Here is an 18,862-nt window from a genome sequence, read left to right as displayed (position 1 = left end):
CCCCGATGTTCGACTCCGTCCGCGACGATCTGCGCGGCACCCTCGAAGAGATCCGCACCGCCGGGCTGCACAAGCCCGAGCGAGTGATCGGCACCCCCCAGTCGGCGACCGTGCGGGTCACCGCCGGTGGGCGTCCCGGAGAGGTGCTCAATTTCTGCGCCAACAACTACCTCGGGCTCGCCGACCACCCCGAGGTGATCTCGGCGGCCCACGAAGCGCTGGACCGGTGGGGCTACGGCATGGCGTCGGTGCGCTTCATCTGCGGCACGCAGGAGGTGCACAAGGAACTGGAGGCGCGACTCTCCGCCTTCCTCGGCCAAGAGGACACGATCCTCTACTCGTCCTGCTTCGATGCCAACGGGGGTGTCTTCGAGACGCTGCTCGGGCCCGAGGACGCCGTCATCTCCGACGCCCTCAACCACGCCTCCATCATCGACGGCGTCCGCCTGTCCAAGGCGCGTCGCCTGCGCTACGCCAACCGTGACCTCGCCGAGCTGGAGCGGCGTCTGGGGGAGGCCGCCGACGCGCGTCGCAGGTTGATCGTCACCGACGGCGTCTTCTCCATGGACGGCTATGTGGCGCCCCTCCGGGAGATCTGCGACCTCGCCGACCGACACGACGCCATGGTCATGGTCGACGATTCCCACGCCGTCGGCTTCGTGGGCCCGGGCGGGCGCGGTACCCCGGAGCTGCACGGGGTCATGGACCGGGTCGACATCCTCACCGGCACCCTGGGCAAGGCGCTCGGCGGGGCCTCGGGCGGCTATGTCGCCGCCCGCGCCGAGATCGTCGCGCTGCTGCGTCAGCGCTCCAGGCCCTACCTGTTCTCCAACACCCTCGCCCCGGTGATCGCCGCCGCTTCGCTGAAGGTGCTCGATCTGCTGGAGTCCGCCGACGACCTGCGCGTCAGGCTGGCCGAGAACACCGCGCTCTTCCGCCGCCGGATGGACGAGGAGGGCTTCGACGTCCTCGCGGGCGACCACGCCATCGCCCCGGTGATGATCGGCGATGCCGCCCGAGCGGCCCGCATGGCGGACCTCCTCCTGGAGCGCGGGGTGTATGTCATCGGCTTCTCCTACCCGGTCGTCCCGAGAGGACAGGCGCGCATCCGCGTGCAGCTGTCGGCCGCGCACTCGAGCGAGGACGTCGAGCGTGCCGTGACGGCCTTCGTGGCCTCCCGCGAGCTGCTCGACGCCTGACCGGGATCCGCCGCCGGCGGGACGACCTGCGACAATCGATGGTGTGATCGAAGCACGGCGGCTGCACATCCTCCGGGCGGTCGCGGACCACGGCACGGTGACGGCCGCCGCCGCCGCGCTGTACCTCACCCCTTCGGCGGTCTCGCAGCAGCTCTCGGCCCTGGAACAGGAGACCGGGCACCGCCTGGTGGAGCGCGGTGCCCGGGGAGTCCGGCTGACCGGTGCCGGGGAGATCCTGCTCGGCCACACCCACGCGGTCCTCGCCCGGTTGGAACGGGCCGAGGCCGAGCTGGCCGCCTACGGGAGCGGCCGGGCCGGCACCGTCACGGTGGCGTCCTTCGCGACGGGCATCACGCTGGTGGTCGCACCCGCCGTCGCGCGGCTCGCGGAATCGGCCCCGGGAATCCGACTCCGGGTGCGGGACGCGGAGGGGGACGCCAGCCTGCCGCTGGTGCTGGAGCGACAGGTCGAGGTGGCCGTGGCCGTGGAATACCGGGGGGCGCCCACGGCGGACGATCCCCGTTTCACCCATGTCCCGCTCTACGCCGAGCCGTTCGACGCGGTGGTGCCACTCGGTCACCCCCTCGCCGGGGTCGCCAGGACGCCGCTCGCCGAACTGGCCAAGGACCGGTGGATCGGCCCGTACCCGGGTAATCCCTGCCACGACGTCGTGGTGCTGGCCTGCGAGAACGCGGGATTCCAGCCGCGTATGGAGCATTCCTCCGACGACTTCCGCGCCGTCGTGGCGCTGGCGTCCACCGGGGCGGGGGTCGCCCTGGTTCCACGCTCGGCGTTGCGCGGCGTCGATCTCGCGGGAGTCGCGGTCCGTCCGGTCGACGGGGTGGCACCCACCCGCAGGGTCTTCGCCGCTGTGCGGCGGGGCGCCGAGGAGCACCCCTTGATCCGACCGGTGCTGGACGCGCTCCGCGCCGCCGCCGATTCCTGAGCCGGCAGGTCGGGCCGGTCCCGCACCCGGCACGAGGGCTATGGCGCCCGGGGGCCCTCGTCCGCCGGGGCGGGTGTGGTGAAGAGGGCGTCGAGGGCGCGGTGGTCCGGGGTGCCCGACGGGTCGGGGAGCCGGCCGAGCGCGGCGGCCCCGAACGCCACCGAGGAGGCGATGCTCGCGACGTAGGCGTCCAGGTCGCGCGGCCACGCCGAGGGCGGCCGGCGTACCAGCAGGGCCACCGCTCCGTGCAGTCCCGCGCAGACGGAGCGGGTCAGCGTGTGGACGTCTCCGCGCAGGGCACCCGACGCCACGCACGGCGCGACGGCCTGGGCGAGGTGACGGAAGCAGTCCGCGGCCACCCGTCCGCTCGCCTCGGTCGCGGGACCTTCCATGACGAGGCGGTACCGCAGGGGGTGTTCGAGCCCGAAGGAGACGTAGGTGGCGCAGCACCGGTGGAGGGCGGCGAACGGGTCGTCGACCTCGGCGGCGGCGGCGCGCATGCGCGCGCCCAGTCCGTCCCAGACGCCCAGGCACACGGCGTGCAACAGATCGACCCTGCCGGCGAAGTGCAGGTACACCGAGGGCGTGGTCACGCCCACGGCGGCGGCGACCCCGCGTACGGTCACCGCCGCCTCCCCTCGGGTGTCCAGGATGCTCTCCGCGGCGGCGAGGATCTCGGCGCGCAGACGGGCTCCCTCACCGGGCCGCGCCCGCTTCCGCCCGCCCGGCCCGGTCACCGACGGTCCCCGACGAACACCGGCTTGCCGGCCGGCGGGTCGAGCAGGACCTCGGGCGCCTCGTCGTAGTGGTGGGGACCTGAGATCAGCGGAGTGGGGTCCAGCGTCTCGGAGTCGATGAGCCGCAGGACCTCGGGGGCGAAAGGGGTGATGTGCGGGGGGCCCGTCACGAAGGTGACGCCGCTGGAGTAGATCTCCAGGTAGGGCAGCGGGGGATCGGAGAGGAACACCGACCGGGACACGCAGGTGCCGCCGGGCCTGGTGGAGATCAGCGCGCGGCGCAGCCCGCGGGGGTGGGCGGAGGCGTCCACCGTCAGGTCGTGGCGGCCCGGAATCGGCTCCGCGTAGGAGTCGATCAGTGTGGCCGCGGCTCCCAGTGCCGTCGCCCGCTCCACGGAGTGCGCGTCGCGGTCGACGTAGTGCACCGCCGTGCCGCCGAGTGCCTTGCACACGAGGACCGTCAGCAGCCCGAACGTGGGGGTTCCCCCGACGATCAGCACGGACGCGTCCCGGTCACCGCTCAGCGTGGGGCTCACCGCGCGGTAGGCGTCCACCAGGTTGTCGGAACAGGCCGCGGCCCGTACCGCGTCCACGCCCGGCGGCACCGGCACCAGGCTCCGCTCGCCCCAGGGCACGCGGACCAGTTCGTCGAAGAGCCCTCCCCAGGAGCGGCCCGTCGGGGTGCCGTAGGCGGAGAAGGGGGGCACGGCGCCGCACGCGCCCGGCATGGACCGGGCGCACTCCTCGCACTCCCCACAGCTGACGTGGCACGGGATGACCACCCGGTCGCCGGGCTTCAGCCGCCCCACGGCGTCCCCGACCTCCACGACCTCGCCGACCGCCTCGTGCCCCAGGGCGTAGGGCGGCTCCAGCGGAGCCTCGCGCACGAGGTGGCGGTCCAGGTCGCACACGGCGGACGCGATCGGGCGCACCAGGACGTCCGAGGCCTCCCTCGTACGGGGGGCGGGCGCCTCCCTCCACTCCGCTCGCCCTGGTCCCAGCACGGTCAGCCTGCGCATCGCCATCACCCGAGCCCTTCGAAGGCCGCGGGACTCCGTCCCGCGGCGCGCCGCACTCCTCCCGCACAGACGGGAGCGCGGTCACGGAAGATCAGGCTGACATGTCAGGTTGACGGTGACAAGTAGCCGGTCGTCGGCCGCGGTGGAGGCACGCGCGCCCACCGCTCCGAGTGAGGTATGGTTTTCCTGCGCGATCGGGCCGGGAAGCACCAGGTCAGACGGGCATCGGGACGTGGCGCAGTTTGGTAGCGCACTTGACTGGGGGTCAAGGGGTCGCAGGTTCAAATCCTGTCGTCCCGACTTTGCGAAGTCGTGGTGAGGGTCGGCCTCGGAGGTGTCCGGAGTCGGCCCTCGGTCATTTCCGGGGCGAGTCGAGCGTGTTCGTCCCGGGCGCCTTCGGCGAGCCGGGGTGTCACGGTGGGTTTCGGCCGGTCCCCGCGCGTCGCGATTGGCGCGTGACGGCGCTCCCGGTAGGGGGCCGGCTCCTTACCATCGGGGGTGTTCCCGTCCGACGGACGCGAGGAGGCCCGGTGGATCCGGCGCGAACGACCCCACCGCATCGAATGGACCCGTCGGGGGGCTGCCCCCACGCCGACAACGCGCGGCTGCTCGCCCGGGGCCCGGTCGCCCACGTCACCCTGCCCGGCGAGGTGGAGGCGGTCGCCGTCCTGGGGCACGACGCCCTCAGGGAGTTTCTCCAACATCCTGATGTCGCCAAGGACGCCCGGCACTTCCGTGCCCTGCGCGAAGGGAGGGTCGGCCCGGGGTGGCCCCTGCTCGCCTTCGCCGTCGTGGAGGGCATGAACACGGCCGACGGGGCCGACCACCGTAGGTTGCGCTCCTTGGTCAGCCAGGCCTTCACGCCCCGTCAAGTGACGCGACTGCGTCCGAGGGTGAGAGAATTGACGGACAAGCTGCTGGACGATCTCGCGGTGGCGGCCGAGGCGGCCGAGGGGGTGGCGGACCTCCGGGAGCACTTCGCCCTGCCGCTGCCGATGGGTGTCATCTGCGAACTTCTCGGTGTGGAACAGGAGTTGCACGATCGTCTCCACGGTCTGTCCAATCGGATCGTGGCCACCGACAGTCGTCCGGAACAAGCCGTCGCCGCCAACCGGGAGATGGTCGAGATTCTGACCGAGGTCGCCGCCGTGCGGGCCGAGCGTCCGGGGGCGGACCTCACGAGCGCGCTGATCGCCGCGCGCGAGGCGGGGGGCGACCGACTGGAGGAGCGGGAACTCGTCGGCACTCTGGTCCTGATGGTCATCGCCGGCCACGAGACCACCCTCAATCTGATCACCAACGCCGTTCGAGCGTTGTGCGGCCACCGCGACCAGTTGCGCCTCGTGCGGGAAGGAGAGGCGTCCTGGGCCGACGTCGTCGAGGAGACTCTGCGCTGGGACGCGCCGGTCAGCTACTTCCCCTTCCGGTACCCGGTGCGCGACATGGAGCTGCACGGCACGGTCGTCCCGGCCGGGACGGCGGTCCTCGCCGGGTACTCCGCCGCCGGTCGCGATCCGGCCGCGCACGGTCCGGACGCCGACCGGTTCGATGTCACCCGCCCGGCTCGGGCCGCCGCGGCGCGGCACCTCTCGCTCGGGCACGGAGCCCATTTCTGCCTCGGGGCTCCGTTGGCCCGACTGGAGGCGACCGTCGCTCTGGAGGGACTGTTCACCCGCTTCCCGGACCTCGATCTGGCCCTGCCCGAGGAGCGACTCCCTCGCGATCCGAGCTTCGTCGGCAACAGTGTGCACGCCCTGCCCATCCGGCCGGGCGGCCGGGCCGAGACCCTATCGGGGTCGCCCGGCCGAGGTCCTCGCGGAGGCGTGCCCCGGCGGCGGTGACGGCTCGCGGAGCCTCGGCCGGAACCGGCGGATGTCAGACGACGTGGCCCGCGTGGGCCATCGCCTGCTTCAACAGCACCCCGTGTCCGCCGGGCATCTCGCTCTGCACGGCGGGGGACAGTGCCTCCCGGGGGGTGAACCAGACGAGGTCGAGGGCGTCCTGCCGGGGGCGGCAGTCGCCGCTCACCGGGACGACGTAGGCGAGCGACACCGCGTGCTGGCGTGGGTCGTGGTAGGCCGTGACGCCCTGGGTCGGGAAGTACTCCGCCACGGTGAAGGGCTGGAGCGAGGCCGGAACACGGGGCAGGGCCACGGGCCCCAGGTCCTTCTCCAGATGGCGCAGCAGGGCGTCCCTGACCCGTTCGTGGTGCAGTACCCGACCGGACACCAGAGTGCGGTTGACCGTGCCGTCGGGGCCGATGCGCAGCAGCAGGCCGACCTCGGTCACGTCGCCGCTGTCGTCCACCCGCACGGGCACGGCCTCGACGTAGAGAACCGGCATGCGAGACCGGACGATCTCGAGCTCGTCCGTGGAGAGCCAGCCGGGCGTGGTTTCGGTCATGTCAGACATCACGTGATCATACTTTCAACGTCTTCGATTGTCCGGAGGGCGCCGCGTTCTCCGGCGCGGGTCGTGCCACTGCCTCTCACTCCACCCCGCGCGCCTTCGCGCCGGGCCGACGGTCGAGTCCATTGTGCAGCTCACTGATCACCGATGTCCCACGAACGGCGAAGCACCGCGTGGGCGAGCCGTGGAGTCCCGATGCCCGGGGGACGGGGCGTCGGTACTCCACGGCTCGTGGGGCGGTCGGATCAGCCGCCGTCGGTGGGCGACTCGGTGGGCGACTGGGTCGGGGACTCCGACGGTGATTCGGTGGGGGACTCGGTCGGGGACTCCGACGGAGACTGCGTGGGGGACTCGGTCGGCGACCCCGAGGGCGAGCCCGACGGGGACTCCGACGACGAGTCGTCGCCGTCGCCGTCGCCGCCGCCCAGCACGTCCTGGAGCCGCTGAGTGCCGGCCTCTGCCCCCTGGCGGACGGAGTCCTGCTCCCCGCCGTCCGGGCTGCCGGAGGTGATGGTCAAGGCGTTGTCGCCGATCCGCACCACGGCCAGATCGAAGGTGAGGGTGGAGGGGTTCTCGGAGTCCCCCTGCACCGTGATCTCGAGACCCTGGCGGTCGTCGCCGAGATCGGGAAGGGACATCTCCACGATCTGGACGGTCCGCTGTTCGTCGTCATCGGTGACCGTGAACTGGTCGCACTGCGAGGGCAGGTCCTTCAACCAGTCCATGGAGCTGTCCAGGCGCCCGGAGTTGTAGGAGGCGACCTGGTTGAGCAGACGCGCGTCGCCCATCGCGAAACCTCGTACCGCCTCCGCGCCGGTGGGGTCGCTGAGGAGATCGTCGTCGAAGAGGTCGTCGATCAACCTCTCGCAGTTGTCGTCGTCGTCGGCCGGATCGAGGAAGTCGTCGACGTCGACGCCGCCGATCTCCAGGTCGTCGTCCCAGTCGTCGGCGCCGTCCACCTCCTGCCAGTCGTCCTCCAGGTCCTCCTCGGTGATCAATGCCTGGCGGGCCTGCTCGCTGGTCAGGGTTCCGGACGAACCCTCGGTCTGCCGGGCGGCGGCCTCGGCCGCGGCGGCCGTCTCGGCTCGCGTGCCCGAGGTGTCCGAGGAACTGTCCGCGCAGGCGGCGGTGGTAAGTAGCGCGCCCGCGGTGACCGCCGTGGCGATCAGGCGGGCGGGTCGGGTGTGGCGACGGATCATCGGGGATGCCTCCTGGGAACGTGGCGCTTGCGCCCAGCGCAGCACCGTCCCAGGGGACCCACCACCACACGGACACCGATCGGGTGACCCGGATCACCCCACCGTCTCCGAGTCGAGCCGACCGGTGTCGGTCACCGCCTCCGGACGTCGCCCCGCAGACCGCCACCCGATCCCGCCGGGCGGAGGGTCCGTCGTCCCGCCCCTCGCCGTCGCGTGCCGGTGCCAGGGGCGGGACGCGTGCGGGCCGGCGTCCCCGCCGACTCCGGAGCGCCATGGCCGCGGAGCGGGCCCGCGATCACGGCTCCCGAGGCCAGTTCTCCGCGTCGAACATCCAGCGCTGCTTCTCCAGGTCCGCCGTGATGGCGATCAACAGGTCCTGGCTGACCGGGTCGGCCTCCTCGGTGGCCGCTATCCGTTCCCGGAGCCGGGAGACGGCCGCCCCCAGGCTCTCCACCATCAGCGCGACCACGTCGTTGTCGCGTATCCAACCCTCCTTGGCGCCGGGCAGGGTGAACGCCGTGGCGACGGTCTCCGGCCGGCCGTCGGCCGGCACTCCGAGGGCCACCGAACGCTCCGCGACCGTGTCCGCGTAGGACCGGGCCGACTCGACGACCTCGTCGAGCTGGAGGTGGATGGAACGGAACCGCGGCCCGACGACGTTCCAGTGCACCTGCTTCGCGATCAGGGAGAGCCCCAGCAGATCCACGAGGGTGCCCTGCAGCGCGTCCCCCGTCACCTGGCGGGCGGCCTCCGGAATCGTGCTCTTCACGACAGTCATACGGTGCTTCTCCTTGTCCCCGTCTTCCGTGCGGTGCGTCGATTCGACGGCGGGACCTGTCCTTCGAGGCGTCGCCCGAGGAGGCCGGTCCGCCGTCGCTCCGTCGACGCGGGTGCCCCGAGCCCGCGGGGAGCAAACGTCCGTCGGGAACGGGCTCCACGCACCCGCCCCGGTTTCGGATTCCCTCGCTGGGAGAGCACGGCAGCCGCCCCGTTCCGGACGTCGCTCCGGAGCGTTCGCAGGGGATCTTCCCCGCCGGCGCGCCGCCGGCTATAGTCCGAGACCGTCGGCGCCCGGCGGACGGCTCGACGACGCGGGCCCGCGCGCGGACCCGCCCCATGGCAGGTCACGACGGTCAGGAGACCCTGTGGTGCGCCCGGTCCATTTCGCGGCGGCCCGCCGCACCCCCATCGGACGACTGCGTGGCTCCCTGTGCGAGGTTCGTCCCGACGACCTGGCGGCCAAGGTGATCAGGGGTCTGGTCGAGGGTGTGCCGACGCTGGACCCGGCTCGTGTGGACGACGTCTACTGGGGTGCGGCCAACCAGTCCGGCGAGGACAACCGGAACGTCGCCAGGATGGCGGCGCTGCTCGCCGGGCTGCCCGACAGCGTGCCGGGCGCCACCGTCAACCGACTGTGCGCCTCCGGACTGGAGGCCGTCACCACGGCCGCCCGCGCCATCGCCGCCGGCGAGGCGGACATCGTCCTCGCGGGTGGCTCGGAGTCGATGAGTCGCGCACCGTTCGTGCTGCCCCGCCCGGACGAGGCGCTGCCCCACCGGATGGTCACCTTCGACACCCGCCTGGGCTGGCGACTGGTCAATCCGGCCATGCGGGAGCTGCACGGGTTGTCGGCCATGGGGGAGACGGCGGAGGAAGTCGCCGAGAGGCACGGGATCTCCCGGGAACGGCAGGACGCGTTCGCCCTGCGCAGCCACCGGTCGGCGGCCGAGGCGCGCGAGCGCGGTCACTTCGACGACGAGGTGCTGCCCGTCCTCCGTCCCGACGGAGTCACCGTGACGCGCGACGAGTGCGTGCGGGAGGACACCTCCCTCGACAAGCTCGCCGGCCTCGCCCCGGCCTTCCGTGCCGGTGGCACGGTCACGGCGGGCAACGCCTCCCCGATGAACGACGGCGCCGCCGGACTCCTCCTGGTGAGCGAGGAGGCCCTCGGCGAGCTCGGTCTGGAGTCCCTGGGGCGCTACGTCGTCGGGACCTCGGTCGGCGTCCATCCCGACGTGATGGGCATCGGTCCCGTGCCCGCCACCCGAAGGGCACTGGACCGGGCGGGCTGGCGGATCGAGGACGTCCAGGAGGCCGAGGTGAACGAGGCTTTCGCCGCGCAGGCGCTCGCCTGCGTGGACGCCATCGGGATCGATCCGGATCTGGTCAACCCCTCCGGCGGTGCCATCGCCCTCGGACACCCTCTCGGCTGCTCCGGCGCACGGATCCTCACCACCCTGCTCCACCGCATGCGCCGCAACGGGACCACGCGCGGACTGGCCACCATGTGCGTCGGGGTGGGACAGGGGAGCGCGGTGCTCGTCGAGCGGGACTGACCGGCGTCGGACGCGCCGGCGGCGCCGCCCGGACCCTCGGCCCCGACCCGGCGGCTCGGGGATCCGGCGGGGGCCGTAGGCTCGGGGCCGTGTCGGCGCACGTCCTCGTCCTCGGCGGGACCACGGAGGCCCGCGTCCTGGTCGCCGACCTGGCCGGGCGGGCCGGCGTGCGCGTCACCACCTCGCTCGCGGGACGCGTGGGACGGCCGGGCCCGCTCGCCGGGGAGGTGCGCACCGGGGGGTTCGGCGGCCCCGAGGGGCTGGCCGCCTGGCTGCGCGCGCACCGGGTGACCGCGCTGGTGGACGCCACCCATCCCTTCGCCCAGGCCATCACCGCCCACGCCGTGCGGGCAGCCGAGTCGGCGGCGGTGCCCCTGGTCGTGGTGCGGCGCCCTGGCTGGTGTCCGGTGCCCGGAGACCGTTGGCACCCCGTCGAGTCGCTCGCCGAGGCCGCCGAACTCCTTCCCGACCTGGGACGGCGGGTCCTCCTCACCGTCGGCCGGACCGGCATCGGAGCCTTCGCGCACCTGCGGGACGTGGACTTCGTCGCCCGATGTGTGGAGCCTCCGAAACCGCCGCTGCCACCCCGTGTCCACATCGTGCTGGATCGCGGACCGTTCACCGTCGAGGAGGAGACGGCCCTGCTCCGCGCGCATCGCGTCGAGACACTGGTGGCCAAGGACAGTGGAGGGAGCGCCACGTCCGCGAAGCTCGCCGCCGCCCGCGATCTCGCCCTGCCCGTCGTCGTCGTGCGCAGGCCGCCGCTACCCGAGGGGGTGTGGGCGGTGACCGACGTCCCCGGAGTCCTGGACCGTCTCGGCCTGCGCCCCACCTGACGGGTCGCGCACGCCCCGCGGAGGCGTCAGTCGCACCCTGGATCGCGCCGCAGCAGATAGGTGTCCATGATCCAGCCCTTGCGTTCCCTGGCCTCCGCGCGCAGTCGCTCGATCCGGGGCGCCACCTCGCCCAACGGGCCCGAGACGAGTATCTCGTCGGCGGTGCCCAGGTAGGCGCCCCAGTAGATGTCCACGTCCTGGTCGACGTACCGTCGGAACGCCTGGTGGGCGTCGAGCATCACGACCACGTCGTCGGTCTCGCGCGGGTAGCCCTCGGCGAGCCGGCGCCCGGTGGTGATCTGCACGGGGCGCCCGACGCGGTTCAACGTCGTGCGGTGCCTCGCCATCAGGGACGAGACGCTGCTGATGCCGGGCACCACGTCGTACTCGAAGGACACGGTCCCTCGGTCGAGCAGCTCCTCCAGGATCCCCAGCGTGCTGTCGTACAGCGAGGGGTCGCCCCAGACCAGGAACGCCCCGGTCCCGTCGGCGTCGAGCTGCTCGGTGATCAGTCGCTCGTAGATGTCGGCACGGGCTCCGCGCCAGTCCCCGACGGCGGGGGCGTACGCGGTTCCGCCGGCCCGCCGGTCCCGCTCCGGATCGCGCGCCCGCACGACCCGGTACGTCCCCTCCGGCACGTGTGCTGCCAGGATGTCCCGGCGCAGTGCCGTCAGGTCCGCTTTGGCCTCCCCCTTGTCCAGGACGAAGAACACGTCCGTGTCCCGCAGCGCCCGGACCGCCTGCAGGGTCAGCTGCTCCGGGTCGCCCGCTCCGATTCCGATGACATGGATCTTCCGCACGCCCCGAGTCTGCCGTACGGCTCGCACAGCGGTTCGGCCGGGCCGGGCGGGACCGGCACCGGAGTCGACGGGCTCAGCCGCGGAGCCTGGGGACGGGGACCGCCGTCGGGGGCGTGCCCGGGCCGGTCGCCACCTCGGACGCCAGGGCGCGGGCCCACGCGACCAACGGGCCGAGCGCGATCCCGTGGGGCCGCTCCCCACCGTGTCGGCGTCCCCACTCCTCGACCGTCGCGGCCCCGCGTCGCAACAGCCGATCACCGCCCGCGGAGTTCCCCCGGGCCGTGTGGGTCAGCCCCACGCACAGCTGCGCCAGACCACGCCACAGCTCGCGCTCGTCCTCGGGGCCGGATTTCCACGCGTCCTCGAACACCTCGTGCGCGTGGAAGGGTTTGCCCTCGTCGAGCAGACGTTGAGCCTCGGCGACAGTCGCCTCCGGCGCGCGCACCACCCCCTCGGGTTGTCGGGGCACGCCCCGCGCGTCGTGGGGGAGGGGGCGCCCCAGGCCGTCCCGGGGTCGTGCGTTGCGGGCCCGTCCCGCTCCGTCACGGTCGCGCGCCCCTGGCTTCGCGGCCGATGCCCGGTGGTTCCCCGGCCTGTCGGGGCTGTTGCCGTCCATGCCCTCAGTGTCTCGTGTCAGGGCTCGCTTCGGCACGGGGGACGAGTGGGGTAGAGTGCTGTCTCGCCGAGCGCACGGGGATCCGTGCACGGGTACCGGGACGTGGCGCAGCTTGGTAGCGCACTTGACTGGGGGTCAAGGGGTCGCAGGTTCAAATCCTGTCGTCCCGACGGTGAGGTACGAGGTCGGAGGGGCCCTTCGGGGCCCCTCTCGATCGTTTCCGGGGAAGCCGTCCGGCCCTTCTCCACAATGCCGTTGATCAAGGCCGGTCGAGGTTCGGCCGGCTTCTCCGAATCCGCCCTGAGCGACCGCCGGTCGGTGAAGCCGACCTTTCCGGCTCTCCGACCCGAAACGGGTGGCGTACTCCTGCCCAGGCGAGCGACACCTGCCCGTAGTCGGCCGGCCCTTCGCGCGCCTCGGGCGCGTCCTCGCGTCGACATGCCGCGACCGAGCAGGGGCTTCGTCGTTTCCAGGTCGTCTCGCACGGGCCTCGCGAACCGTAGCGACCGGCGTGGGCGTTCGCCCAGTGGGGGTCAAGGCGTCGCAGGTCCGAACCCTGTCGACCCGACGGTGCGAGGCGGCAGTGATCCTCGGGGTCGGGGCCCTTCGCCCCGTGTGCGAAGCCGGGCTCCGATGCCGCCGGCGGCCCGGCTCCGCGCGTACGCCGGCGTCCAGGGAGGCACCCCGGGATGCCCGGGTGCGTCGTTCGGCGGGCCGCGGCGGCGCGCGCGCGTTAGCGTGCGGAGCACCGACCCCTCGTACCCACCGGAGGCAGTCATGACCTCACGTCTCAACCCGTACCTCACCTTCGACGGCGACGCGCGTCAGGCGATGGAGTTCTACGAGCGTGTGTTCGGCGGCGATCTCACCCTGCACACGTTCGGCTCGCTGGGCGAGATGGAGGCGACCCAGGCGGACAAGATCATGCACGGAGCCTTGGAGACGCCCTCCGGCTTCACCCTGATGGGCGCCGACACGCCTCCCGGGATGCGCCGCAGCCAGGGCAACAGCCAGTCGGTCTGTCTCAATGGCGACGACGAGACGGAACTGCGTGGGTACTGGGACAAGCTGTCGGTGGGCGCGACGGTAGCCGTGCCGCTGGAGAAGCAGAACTGGGGCGACGTGTACGGCATGTGCACGGACCGTTTCGGCGTTCCGTGGATGGTGAACATCAACGTTCCCTGAGCGGGCGGAACTTTGGACCTCGCCGTTCCACCCGTGCGGGCGGGGGCTTCGCCGTTCCCGCGGAGACGAGGGGGCCGTGCCTCTGCCCCGCCCGCCGTCGGGTGCCGGCGGTGGGCGGGGCGCCGGTGTGGCGGGGTCTCTCCTCGGTCGCCCGGATCGCCGGGTGGGGTCGACCCGCCGTCGGGAGAGCCGCTCGGACGGCGGGTCGGGGTGCGGCCGGATGGCCGACCTCCTGCCCCGGCGGGAGCAACGTGCGTAGAGAAAGACACAGGGCAGACATAGCGTCGGAAATATGATGAGACGCCAGATCACCAGCCTTGCCTGCGCCACCGTGGCCGTGGTCGCCGCGACGGGTGCCGCCGTCCCGGCCGCCGGTCCCACGACCCACCGCGTGCAGCCGGGCCAATCCATCCAACAGGTCGTCGACGCCGCCAAGCCGGGGGACACCGTCGTGCTCTCAGCGGGCACCTACCGGGAGAGCGTCCGGGTGACCACCTCCCGGCTGACCCTCCGGGGCATGGGCCCGGCCACCGTACTCAAGCCGGGCCCGGAGGGAACCGGCAACGCCTGCGCGCGGGCGGGCAACGGCATCTGCGTGGAGGGCACGGACGACGACCCCGTCACCGGCACCACCATCCGCTCCCTGACCCTGTCCGGGTTCGCCCGGGACGGCCTCCTGGCGACCCGTACGGACAAGCTGACCGTGCGTCGGACGACGGTCGAGGAGAACGGTCAACGCGGAATCGCTATCGAACGGTCCCTGCGCTCGGTGGTCCGCCACAACACGGCCCGCGCCAACGGCGACGCGGGGGTCTTCCTGGCCAACGCGACCGACGAGGAAGCGGGGGCCACGGACACCCGGGGGACGGTCGTCGAGCACAACATCCTCCAGGACAACCGCATCGGGACCATCGTCCGGCGACTGCGGAACCTCACCGTCGAGCACAACGTCATCACCGGCAACTGCGCCGCCCTGTTCGTCGTCGGCGACGAGAACGAGCCCCGGGCCGGAAACCTCACCGTCAGCGGCAACATCGTCCACCGGAACAACAAGTACTGCCCGGCGACCGAGCGGCTGCCCTTCATGCAGGGCGTCGGCATCGTCCTCACCGGCGCCGAGGACACCCTGGTGACCCGGAACCAGGTGACGGACAACCAGGGCACCTCTCCGATGTCCGGCGGCATCGTGCTCTACCGGAACTTCGTGGGCGCGCTCAGCGAGGACAACACCGTCAGCCGCAACATCGTGACCGGAAACGCCCCCGAGGACCTGATCAACGTGGCCACCGGAGAGGGCAACACCTTCCAGTCCAACTCCTGCGGCCTCTCACGGCCCGCCGGGATGTGCTGACCGTGCCCACCCCCACGCTTCCGGACCGGCAGCCGACTCCGCGCACCACGCCCGACAGCGCACCCTGCCCGCCGTCCATGCGGCTGCGGGAACTCGTCTTCGGCGCGGCCCAGGCCGCCGCCGTGCGCGCGGCGGCCCGACTCGGCGTGGCCGACGCGCTGGGCGAGACGCCCGCGACCGCGGAGGACCTCGCCCGTTCCGTCAAGACCGAACCCGCCCCACTGCGGAGGCTGCTGCGAGCCCTGGCCTGCCACGGAGTCTTCGTCGAGAACCCGGACGGCACGTTCGGGCACACCGACATGTCCCGGCTGCTGCGCGAGGACGAACCGCGGAGCCTGCGCGCCATCTCCCTGTGGTGCACCGAACCCTGGACGTGGGACGCATGGCCCCGGCTCGACGAGGCGGTGCGCACCGGCGGTGACGTGGTCCGGGACCTGTACGGCAAGGGGTTCTTCGAATACCTCCACCAGGACGCCCCCGAATCGGCCGATGTCTTCAACCGGGCGATGACCACCTCCAGCGCACAGTCGGCGCGAGACGTCGCGGACTGCCTGGACCTGTCCGACCGTTCGTCGGTCGCCGACATCGGAGGCGGCCAAGGGCACGTGGTAGTGAGCCTCCTGGAGAAGTACCCGACGATGCGCGGGGCGCTCCTCGATCTGCCGGACGTCGTGGAGAACGCCGATCCGCGACTCCGCGACGGCGGCCCTCTGGCGGAGCGCACGCGGATCGTGCCCGGAGACTGCCGGGAGGCCGTTCCGGTGCGCGCCGACGTCTACGTCATCAAGAACATCCTGGAGTGGGACGACGCCAGCACCGGCCGGGTGCTGCGGAACGTCATCGCGGCGGGTGGGCCCGGAACCCGGGTCGTGGTCATCGAGAACCTGATCGACGACACCCCATCGATGAAGTTCACCACCGCCATGGACCTGCTGCTCCTCCTCAACGTCGGCGGCGCGAAGCACACCATGCGCGGCATGACCGAACGGCTGCGCGGAGCGGGCCTGCTGATCGACGAGATCCGCCCGGTCAACCCGTACCTGCACGCCTTCGACTGCACCGTTCCCGGCTGAGCCCCGGGGCGGGCCTCCCCCGGGTCGCGCCCCCTCGCGGCGAGCCCCGACCCGAGCGTTTCGCGGGTCGGGGCTCGCCGTCTCCCGGGTCCACCGTCCTCGGCGGACGGTCCTCAGGACCGTCGACGCCCCGACGCGGTGCGCGCTCCGTCAGCCGTCGGCCGCTCTGCGATCCGTGACCGTCGTCATGCCCGCGGCGACCAGCAGCCGACCGACGCCGTCGTCGTCGGCGGCGTCGACTCCCAGGGCCCGTGTGTCCAGGTGGGACAGGAGCTCGGACACGTCGGCGGGGTCCTGGAGCCCCAGCGACAGGGCAGGCGTGTCGTCGATGCCGCCCAGCACGTCGATCAGGCGCACCACGAAGTCGTCGCGCTGGAAGACCGTCGAGTTGCGGATCGGACTGAGTGCGTCGGATGCCACCGCCTCGGCGTGCCGAGCCAACAGACGTGCCAGCCGCGTCCCGTGACCCTGCCGAGCCGGGTAGTACAGCGCGTGCCGGCGCGCGTGCCCCGGCACGGGCCCGCTGGTGCGCACGTGGTGCACCGCCGTCAGCGCGGCCCGTGTGAAGAAGACCCGGGCCGACTCCGGGTCACCGAGGTCGCGCTCCTGCTCCAGGTAGGGGTTGACGGCCTCCTCCAGGGCCCGCACCTCGGGCCGTCCGGCGATGTGCCGCAGCGCCGCCAGCAGATCACCACGCACCTCGACGAACCGGACGACGTGCCGACCGTGCATGAACACCGAGGTGCGGCACAGCCGCGTGGTGTCGTCCACCCGCGGATCGGGCGACGGGTAGTCGGCGAGCAACCGGGCCACGGTCGGCTCGCTGCCCGGCTTGACGGCGAAGGTGAGCGCGTGTCGGATGACCCCGTCGCCGACCCTCGGCGAGGGCTGCGGGCGGGTCCGCCCCGCGTCGGAGGTCGCGCCACCGGTCTCCCGCAGGACGTGGAACCGCAGCGACCTGGTGTCCCGCACACATCGGTGCAGCGGGCGGACCATCTGGACGTGTTCCTCGCTGTTCACCCAGGCGAGGAAGGGAGGAGCGCTCTCCCACTCGCTGGTGATGAGCCACTGCGAAGGGTTCTCGATCGACTGGCACAACTGCTCGCCGACATGGCCCGGCACCGAGGCCACGTGTCGACGCAACCGCTCGTAGGTCTCCAGAAACCGCTGCTGCGCCCCGTCGTAGAGATCCAGGAGAAGGACGACCCGGAGCGTGGAGTCGTCGAAGACGGACTGCGAGACCCGCTCCGACCCCTCGCGCGGCAGCGGCTGCTTGGCTTCATCCAACATGGTCATCCTGTGCGTGTCTCCTTCGGGCCGGGGTCCGGATCCGGTGCCGGTGTGCGCCACACCGGTGGTCTCGATCGTGTGTCTCCGGCGCGCGGGTGCGCGACTTGCGTGAATCACCCGGGTGATGGGAAACACGGATCGTCCGGAGGGGCATGCGAACCTCGACGCCCGCACCGCTCGCACCGCCGGCACCAGGAGACCCCCATGTCCTCAGACACCGACCACCGGACCCCCGTCCTCGTCGTGGGCGGATCCCTGGTGGGTCTGTCCCTCTCCCTCTTCCTCGGGCGTCTCGGAGTGCCGCACATCCTGGTCGAGCGGCACGCGGCGACCTCGGCGCACCCGCGGGGCCGGGGCAACAACGTCCGGACGATGGAGCTGTTCCGGGTGGCGGGGATCGAGCCGGCGATCCGATCGGCGGCCTCGGCGCTGGCGGGCAACCGAGGCATCCTCCGCACGCCGTCGCTGTCCGGCGCGGAGGAGCGGTGGTTGCTCCGCCACGTCGACGCCGCCGCCGGAGCGGGGCCGCTCAGCCCCACCTCGTGGTGCCTGTGCAGTCAGAACGACCTCGAACCCGTCCTACGGGACGCGGCCCGGGAACTCGGTGGCGACCTCCGATTCTCCACGGAACTGCTCGCCTTCGAACAGGACGCGCGGGGCGTGACCGCCCTCCTGCGCGACCGGGACACCGGCAGGCACCGGACCGTCCGCGCCGACCACCTCGTGGCCGCGGACGGACCGCGCAGCACCGTCCGCGACCGGCTCGGCATCCGCTCGACCGGACCCGGCGACCTCTTCCACAGCGTCAGCGTCGTCTTCCGTTCCAAGACGCTCGCCGACGTCGTCGGAGACCGCCGCTTCGTCGTGTGCTATCTGACGGACCCCCAGGCCGAGGGCGCGCTGCTCCCCGTCGACAACCGGGAGCACTGGGTCTTCCACGCCCCCTGGCACCCGGAACTCGGCGAGAGGCCCGAGCACTTCACGCCCGAGCGGTGCGCCCGGCACATCCGCCGGGCGACCGGGGTGCCCGGGCTCGACGTGGAGGTCACCGGGACGGCCTCCTGGCGCGCCGCCGAACGGATCGCCGACACCTTCGCGGCCGATCGGGTGTTCCTCGCCGGTGACGCGGCCCATCAGATGCCCCCGACCGGGGCGTTCGGCTCCAACACCGGCATCCAGGACGCCCACAACCTGGCCTGGAAGCTCGCCGCGGTACGGGCCGGCTGGGCGGGGCCCGCCCTGCTCGACACCTACGACGCCGAGCGTCGCCCGGTGGCCCGGGCCACCGCCGCCCGCGCCTCGGCCCGTTCACGCGAGCACGGCCACCCCGGATGTCCCCGCGACACCCACGCCGCCGGGACCGCGGACCGCGCGGGCGGGATGGCGGAGGCGGTCTTGGGCTACCGCTACACCCGAGGCGCGGTGCTCGGCGCGTCGTGCGAGGGGGCCGTCTTCACGACCACGCTCGGCGCCCCCGCCGGGCCGGGCGAACGCGCTCCCCATCTGTGGCTGCGCGGAGACCCGTCCCGTCCGGGTCGCTCCTCCACTCTCGACCTGTACGAGCGGTCGATGGTCCTCCTCAGCTCGGCCGACGACACCACGGGGTGGCACGCCGCCGCGCGGGATCTGGCCCGTGAGGGGTCCGTACGGCTCGCCTCCCATCCCATCGGCGTGGGCGCCGACCTCCGTCCGGCCGACGGCGCGGACTGGACCAGGTCACACGGCATCACCGTCGACGGGGCGGTCCTGGTGCGCCCGGACGGCTTCGTGGCCTGGCGTTCTCCGGGACCGGTGACGGACCCCGGCGCGGAGTTGCGGCGGGTCCTGGCCCGTGTGCTGAGAAGGGACTGAGCCTCGACGGTGCCG

The 18,862-nt window shown here is 72.6% G+C and carries 17 protein-coding genes and 2 tRNA genes; 11 read left to right on the top strand and 8 right to left on the bottom strand.

Annotation, left to right across the window (positions count from 1 at the left end):
• Nucleotides 1–5: 5 nt before the first annotated feature.
• Nucleotides 6–1,199, top strand: a complete 1,194-nt coding sequence (locus tag JEK78_RS02035) for a glycine C-acetyltransferase (RefSeq protein WP_200262378.1) — start codon at nucleotides 6–8, stop codon at nucleotides 1,197–1,199.
• Between the two features lie 43 nt (nucleotides 1,200–1,242).
• The gene (locus JEK78_RS02030; RefSeq protein WP_200262377.1) at nucleotides 1,243–2,145 is read left to right on the top strand and encodes a LysR family transcriptional regulator; all 903 of its coding nucleotides are present in this window, start codon (nucleotides 1,243–1,245) and stop codon (nucleotides 2,143–2,145) included.
• Nucleotides 2,146–2,183: 38 nt separating this feature from the next.
• Here JEK78_RS02030 and JEK78_RS02025 read toward each other — a convergent pair whose 3' ends face one another.
• Entirely contained in the window at nucleotides 2,184–2,882 is a 699-nt protein-coding gene (locus JEK78_RS02025; RefSeq protein WP_200262376.1) for a TetR/AcrR family transcriptional regulator, read from the bottom strand.
• Nucleotides 2,879–3,907, bottom strand: coding sequence for an alcohol dehydrogenase catalytic domain-containing protein (locus JEK78_RS02020; RefSeq protein ID WP_200262375.1), 1,029 nt, complete (start codon nucleotides 3,905–3,907; stop codon nucleotides 2,879–2,881). Before JEK78_RS02020 ends, JEK78_RS02025 begins: the two co-directional genes overlap by 4 nt.
• A 220-nt stretch (nucleotides 3,908–4,127) precedes the next feature.
• Between JEK78_RS02020 and JEK78_RS02015 the strand changes: the two genes are divergently transcribed.
• Together JEK78_RS02015 and JEK78_RS02010 are read left to right on the top strand one after the other, a co-directional pair.
• Nucleotides 4,128–4,201: transfer RNA gene (locus tag JEK78_RS02015), tRNA-Pro, on the top strand.
• Between the two features lie 263 nt (nucleotides 4,202–4,464).
• A complete protein-coding gene (locus tag JEK78_RS02010; RefSeq protein ID WP_200262374.1) occupies nucleotides 4,465–5,742 on the top strand; it encodes a cytochrome P450 in 1,278 nt (425 codons plus the stop codon).
• Between the two features lie 34 nt (nucleotides 5,743–5,776).
• Here JEK78_RS02010 and JEK78_RS02005 read toward each other — a convergent pair whose 3' ends face one another.
• The 3 genes from JEK78_RS02005 to JEK78_RS01995 all read right to left on the bottom strand — a co-directional run bounded on the left by JEK78_RS02005 (nucleotide 5,777) and on the right by JEK78_RS01995 (nucleotide 8,287).
• Nucleotides 5,777–6,313 carry an NUDIX hydrolase family protein gene (locus JEK78_RS02005; protein WP_200262373.1) on the bottom strand — a complete coding sequence of 179 codons (537 nt, stop codon included), beginning with the start codon at nucleotides 6,311–6,313 and terminating at the stop codon, nucleotides 5,777–5,779.
• A 242-nt stretch (nucleotides 6,314–6,555) separates the two neighbouring features.
• Nucleotides 6,556–7,509, bottom strand: a complete 954-nt coding sequence (locus JEK78_RS02000; RefSeq protein ID WP_347341199.1) for a hypothetical protein — start codon at nucleotides 7,507–7,509, stop codon at nucleotides 6,556–6,558.
• A 295-nt stretch (nucleotides 7,510–7,804) separates the two neighbouring features.
• Nucleotides 7,805–8,287: a DNA starvation/stationary phase protection protein gene (locus JEK78_RS01995; RefSeq protein WP_200262372.1), complete on the bottom strand. Its 483-nt coding sequence runs from the start codon at nucleotides 8,285–8,287 to the stop codon at nucleotides 7,805–7,807.
• Between the two features lie 370 nt (nucleotides 8,288–8,657).
• Here JEK78_RS01995 and JEK78_RS01990 point away from each other — a divergent pair, with 370 nt between their 5' ends.
• Both JEK78_RS01990 and JEK78_RS01985 read left to right on the top strand, forming a co-directional pair.
• Nucleotides 8,658–9,845, top strand: a complete 1,188-nt coding sequence (locus JEK78_RS01990) for a thiolase family protein (RefSeq protein ID WP_200262371.1) — start codon at nucleotides 8,658–8,660, stop codon at nucleotides 9,843–9,845.
• 89 nt (nucleotides 9,846–9,934) lie between these two features.
• The gene (locus tag JEK78_RS01985; RefSeq protein WP_200262370.1) at nucleotides 9,935–10,681 is read left to right on the top strand and encodes a cobalt-precorrin-6A reductase; all 747 of its coding nucleotides are present in this window, start codon (nucleotides 9,935–9,937) and stop codon (nucleotides 10,679–10,681) included.
• Nucleotides 10,682–10,707: 26 nt separating this feature from the next.
• Here JEK78_RS01985 and cobF read toward each other — a convergent pair whose 3' ends face one another.
• Together cobF and JEK78_RS01975 are read right to left on the bottom strand one after the other, a co-directional pair.
• On the bottom strand, nucleotides 10,708–11,481 hold the full coding sequence (gene cobF, locus JEK78_RS01980; protein ID WP_200262369.1) for a precorrin-6A synthase (deacetylating): 774 nt from the start codon (nucleotides 11,479–11,481) through the stop codon (nucleotides 10,708–10,710).
• 73 nt (nucleotides 11,482–11,554) lie between these two features.
• On the bottom strand, nucleotides 11,555–12,097 hold the full coding sequence (locus tag JEK78_RS01975) for a DUF309 domain-containing protein (RefSeq protein WP_200262368.1): 543 nt from the start codon (nucleotides 12,095–12,097) through the stop codon (nucleotides 11,555–11,557).
• A 96-nt stretch (nucleotides 12,098–12,193) separates the two neighbouring features.
• Here JEK78_RS01975 and JEK78_RS01970 point away from each other — a divergent pair.
• From JEK78_RS01970 to JEK78_RS01955, 4 genes are all read left to right on the top strand, one after another.
• Nucleotides 12,194–12,267 (top strand) — tRNA-Pro (locus tag JEK78_RS01970).
• Nucleotides 12,268–12,874: 607 nt separating this feature from the next.
• Nucleotides 12,875–13,282, top strand: coding sequence for a VOC family protein (locus JEK78_RS01965; protein ID WP_200262367.1), 408 nt, complete (start codon nucleotides 12,875–12,877; stop codon nucleotides 13,280–13,282).
• Nucleotides 13,283–13,574: 292 nt separating this feature from the next.
• On the top strand, nucleotides 13,575–14,633 hold the full coding sequence (locus tag JEK78_RS01960) for a right-handed parallel beta-helix repeat-containing protein (RefSeq protein ID WP_200262366.1): 1,059 nt from the start codon (nucleotides 13,575–13,577) through the stop codon (nucleotides 14,631–14,633).
• Between the two features lie 77 nt (nucleotides 14,634–14,710).
• Nucleotides 14,711–15,706 (top strand): methyltransferase, encoded by a 996-nt coding sequence (locus tag JEK78_RS01955; protein WP_200263943.1) that lies wholly within the window; start codon nucleotides 14,711–14,713, stop codon nucleotides 15,704–15,706.
• A gap of 150 nt (nucleotides 15,707–15,856) precedes the next feature.
• Here JEK78_RS01955 and JEK78_RS01950 read toward each other — a convergent pair whose 3' ends face one another.
• Nucleotides 15,857–17,002: a SchA/CurD-like domain-containing protein gene (locus JEK78_RS01950; RefSeq protein ID WP_200262365.1), complete on the bottom strand. Its 1,146-nt coding sequence runs from the start codon at nucleotides 17,000–17,002 to the stop codon at nucleotides 15,857–15,859.
• A 198-nt stretch (nucleotides 17,003–17,200) separates the two neighbouring features.
• On the opposite strand from JEK78_RS01950, the gene JEK78_RS01945 reads away from it, so the two are divergent.
• On the top strand, nucleotides 17,201–18,847 hold the full coding sequence (locus tag JEK78_RS01945) for an FAD-dependent monooxygenase (RefSeq protein ID WP_200262364.1): 1,647 nt from the start codon (nucleotides 17,201–17,203) through the stop codon (nucleotides 18,845–18,847).
• The last annotated feature ends 15 nt before the right edge of the window (nucleotides 18,848–18,862 follow it).

The sequence above is a fragment of the Streptomyces sp. HSG2 genome (assembly GCF_016598575.1).
GTDB lineage: Bacteria > Actinomycetota > Actinomycetes > Streptomycetales > Streptomycetaceae > Streptomyces.
The sequence above is the reverse complement of the archived record's forward strand: the minus strand, read 5'-3'. Positions and strand labels throughout refer to the sequence as shown.